The 3,919-nt window shown below is 44.8% G+C and carries 3 protein-coding genes and 3 pseudogenes; 3 read left to right on the forward strand and 3 right to left on the reverse strand.

The features are described 5' to 3' along the window. Nucleotides 1–462 precede the first annotated feature (462 nt). A pseudogene (locus tag F6K20_RS40905) lies at nt 463–696 on the forward strand (type II toxin-antitoxin system HicB family antitoxin); the annotation flags it as partial. 124 nt (nt 697–820) lie between these two features. After that, nucleotides 821–934 (forward strand): annotated as a pseudogene (locus tag F6K20_RS40910) (IS200/IS605 family transposase); the annotation flags it as partial. A 481-nt stretch (nt 935–1,415) separates the two neighbouring features. On the opposite strand, the gene F6K20_RS27925 reads toward F6K20_RS40910, so the two are convergent. Further along, nucleotides 1,416–1,637: a DUF3134 domain-containing protein gene (locus F6K20_RS27925; protein ID WP_008188170.1), complete on the reverse strand. Its 222-nt coding sequence runs from the start codon at nt 1,635–1,637 to the stop codon at nt 1,416–1,418. A 73-nt stretch (nt 1,638–1,710) separates the two neighbouring features. On the opposite strand from F6K20_RS27925, the gene F6K20_RS27930 reads away from it, so the two are divergent. Next, nucleotides 1,711–2,295, forward strand: a complete 585-nt coding sequence (locus F6K20_RS27930; RefSeq protein ID WP_008188169.1) for a PAP/fibrillin family protein — start codon at nt 1,711–1,713, stop codon at nt 2,293–2,295. A 348-nt stretch (nt 2,296–2,643) separates the two neighbouring features. Here F6K20_RS27930 and F6K20_RS27935 read toward each other — a convergent pair whose 3' ends face one another. Together F6K20_RS27935 and F6K20_RS27940 are read right to left on the reverse strand one after the other, a co-directional pair. Further along, on the reverse strand, nt 2,644–2,772 hold the full coding sequence (locus F6K20_RS27935) for a hypothetical protein (protein ID WP_267872090.1): 129 nt from the start codon (nt 2,770–2,772) through the stop codon (nt 2,644–2,646). A gap of 682 nt (nt 2,773–3,454) precedes the next feature. Next, nucleotides 3,455–3,919 (reverse strand): annotated as a pseudogene (locus tag F6K20_RS27940) (PRC-barrel domain-containing protein); the annotation flags it as partial.

Raw genomic sequence — 3,919 nt, forward strand, 5'->3', positions numbered from 1 at the left:
TGCACCGTCCAGTTTTTATAGCAGTCGCCAGGGCAGTTAGGACATGAGAAAAGTCTCAAACCTAAGTAAGCGATGCAGCGCGGTCTTGGGGGTTTCCCCCATGAGCGACTGCATCAAGAAGCGCAAGAGTTTGACTTCTGACTTCTGACTTCTGACTTCTGCTATACATTGGTTTGTACGCTCATGGGTGAGTTTTTGGGATGAATGTACCGAGATTGTGACTCATACCGAGTTGCATTCAAAGATAGTAGATTGGTTGGATAAGGAGATAGGGATATTGGGAGATAGGGAGATTGGGAGATAGGGAGATTGGGGGAAGATAAAGTTGTACGTTTGACCGCAACTTGGTATCAAGATGTATCAGGTAGGGGTAGGGTGGGCAAATTTTGAGAATTTGATAATTTCATCAGCGATGATGCCCATTTGCCCACCCGACAAGATCTATGTTTACATTTTAAATAAATGAATAACTTGGTGAAATACAAGGAATACCTTGGCTCAGTCAATTACAACGACCAAGATGAGATTTTATACGGGAAAGTAGAGTATATTCGTAGGCTAATCAGTTATGAAGGTCAGGATGTTGAATCTCTTCGCGCCAGTTTTCACGAAGCAGTGGATGATTACCTAGAGCTTTGTCAACTCAAAGGGATAGAACCGGAAAAGCCTTTCAAGATTAATCGTAGGGTGGGCAGTGCTTACCTTTGCCCTTTGCCAGCAAATGTATCTGTTTCAAGCACTGCCCACCCTACAGGAACTGCTTTCAAGATTAATCGTAGGGTGGGCAGTGCTTACCTTTTTTGCCCTTTGCCAGCAAATGTATCTGTTTCAAGCACTGCCCACCCTACAGGAACTGCCCTACTTTTTTTCGACAGCGGGAAAAGTCAGCACTGAAACTATCCAGAGATATATTACCGACCCTCACCATGGTTGAACCCTAAGTGGCTTTAGCCACTGTGGAGCATTCCTCCCGGAGACGAAACCTTAGAAGAGTGGAGCCTTTATAGGCGACAGGCGGTTGCATTGAAGGGTTAAAACTCATGAAATAAGGCTCCACTCTTCTTACGGTAACTTCTGACCCGGTCTAAAGACGCGGGGTTTCCTGCTACCTAGATTTTTAGGATTTCAGAAATGATTCAGCAACGGTCTCATTCTGAATCATTTCTGATTGCAATTGGGCTAAAAATATTGGGTAAAACTGTAAGCATTCAGCTATCAGCCTAATGGTATCATGCTAATCAACGGGAGGTAGTAAACAAGCATAGGGGGTGCTGGTACGGCTGCTTGAAAATCCCTGCTCGTTTTACTCATCCGACCCCGTGCAGTTAAATCGCCTGCTAGCACCTCAAGTAGTACCATCTGTAGCGCATTAGCTGATAGCTGACAGCTGAATGCTTACGAAAAACTAGTTAGTGTTAACCCAAATTTTCTTCTTCCTCCTCGTAGTTACTGTCCTCTACCCCCATCAGTTCAGAGATTTCTACGTCATCACCTAGGGGATTTTCTTCCTCTAAATTCTCCCGTGGGATCAGGCGATTATTAGACTCTAACCAATCTAAAAGGGAAGTTTCTTGCTTAAGGGGAATAACCTCAGCGAGTTGATCACGATGTATTTCACGTAGAGCAGGATTGTACATAGACTTCTTCAGCTAATATGGACGAGGTGAAAACCTTTAACTTTGAGTCTAGCAGTCAGCTAGAGGAAATATTATGATTGGCAAGGCGGAACTCTTAGAAGCGATCGCAGGAAAGAATCGTGGTCTATTAGCAAGCAAAACCGATAAAACAGCAATACTCGCAGCAGTTACTCAACTGGAAGGGAGAAACCCTACCCCTCGACCCCTTGAGGCGCAAGACTTGCTAGATGGTAACTGGCGTCTGCTATATACTACGAGTCAAGAACTTTTGAATCTTGACGGATTTCCCTTGGTACAACTGGGTCAAATCTACCAATGTGTTCGTACTTCAGATACTAAAATTTACAACATAGCTGAATTATCTGGTATTCCTTATCTCGAAGGTGTTGTCAGTGTTTGTGCTAGTTTCGAGCCAGTATCTCAATGCCGGGTTAATGTTAGCTTCGAGAGGTCTATCATTGGTCTACAAAGCTTCCTGAGTTATAGCTCTGCCAATGATTTCATTGAGCAAATCGAAGCTGGCAAAAGGTTTCCAGCTATTGACTTTCCCATCAATAGGGACAATCAACAGGGTTGGTTAGAGATCACCTATCTTGATGATGACCTGCGCATTGGACGGGGGAATCAGGGGAGTTTGTTTGTGTTAACCAAGAAATGAGTAGGGAGTAGGGAGTAGGGAGTAGGGAGTAGGGAGTAGGGGTTGCGAAAATTGACTGTACCTCATAACTAGGAGAAACGCTATATCCCTCTTCTGTCAAAATCCTGAAACAAAAGCCAAATCGGAATTCTCTAGTTCTTTATTGATCAAGGATAGACCTATTTTCTAACAACAACTACCTTTGCCTGTATCGACTGACCATTTTTGAATTCAAAATGAAAAATTCAAAATTCAAAATGAATAGCTTTCTAATTTTTAATTGTTTCAACGGATACAAGCCCCCGAATTCATTCGTGGGGTATTTTTTAATTTTGAATTGATAATTTTGAATTGAAGCGAGTTGTTCGCTTAGCGTGGCCGAAAGGCCAGGGTTGAACGCGATGGACGAAGTCCCGCTTTCAGCGATCGCGTGGCCGAAAGGCCAGGGTTGACCGTCAACCAGTTATCCACTGGGTGCTCAACTCTAGGATTAAGCATGAACCGTAAACAAACAACAGTCAACAAACAACAATCAACAAACAACCCTCAACTATGGTCATTAATTATTGACACTCCCCGCTTTAAAAAGACGGGGATTCCTAGATCTACGACCGGCCTTAAACCTCCGTGTCCAAATGGCAATATCTAAACCGAAATCCCGTCAAGACTAAAATCTTAGTTCAGTTCACGAAAGACCCAGCGGGCTAGTCTCCTTAGGCGTTTAGCTACTTTTTTGAGAAGTGCCTTATAGAGTCCGTTGCTCCTCTGTTTCACTTGGTTTCGGCGTGCCCCGCCGTACCATTATTTTCTGAAGTTGTGATCTTGCTGGGTTCACACACCAATTGGTAGTTGATGATTGGGTTTTTAAGGAGGATTTTCCCTGCCCTCCGGGCATTACTACTTTAAGGTCAAACAATTGCGGGTCTCTGACCCGGTTGTGCCTCGGTTTTTCAGCCTGTACCCATATTTAGATTTTACTATGGCGCTAACGTATCGTCAACCTTTTGGCGACTAAAGTCGCTGCGAGTCTTCATCCCGGAGACGAAACCTTAGAATAGGGCAGCCTTAATTATAAAGTTTTAACCCTTTTGCTCATAGCCGACCAATCGTAAAGGCTGCCCTATTCTAAGGTAACTTCTGACCCGGTTTAAAAACGCGGGGCTTTCGACTTGTGCGTCCTCTAGTAACCAGCCTCTTCTTCGTATTCTGGAGCTTTCTTTTTCTCAGGAATATTGACTCGCGGTGCTTTGTAAGGCTCTGGGGAGCGGTCATCATCCCAGGCATCACCCTCGACTTCGTACTTGTCATAGTCCTGGGTGTTAGTTTTACCATAGGAAGGCTCGGGTGAGCTATAGACTGGCTGCTCGTAGCGCACTGGCTGAGGGGACTCTTCCCGTTCATCGCTCCAGTTATCTTCTTCTAATCTGGCTTCGACATACTTCTTCGGGACTGGTGCTTCTCGTTTGATCGGCTCTAGTTCTGGCTCTTGCCAATCGTCATCCCAGGCATCTTGGGCTCGGTTGGCATTCTCTACTGTCTGAGAGATAGGAGTACGTATTGGAATCCCCGTTCCCAGTTGATTTTCTGGTCTAGCCGTTGGGGTATAGTAGGGGTCTTCTGTGTCCTTTTCCCAAGGGGGTCTGCC

Origin of the sequence: Moorena sp. SIO2C4, from assembly GCF_010672485.1 — a bacterium.
Lineage (GTDB): Bacteria > Cyanobacteriota > Cyanobacteriia > Cyanobacteriales > Coleofasciculaceae > Moorena > Moorena producens.

What these genes read in the sequence shown, in the direction of transcription:
- F6K20_RS27925 (WP_008188170.1), bottom strand. Translation starts at nt 1,637, where the DNA reads ATGTACAATCCTGCTCTACGTGAAATACATCGTGATCAACTCGCTGAG.
- F6K20_RS27930 (WP_008188169.1), top strand. Translation starts at nt 1,711, where the DNA reads ATGATTGGCAAGGCGGAACTCTTAGAAGCGATCGCAGGAAAGAATCGT.
- F6K20_RS27935 (WP_267872090.1), bottom strand. Translation starts at nt 2,772, where the DNA reads ATGCTTAATCCTAGAGTTGAGCACCCAGTGGATAACTGGTTGACGGTC.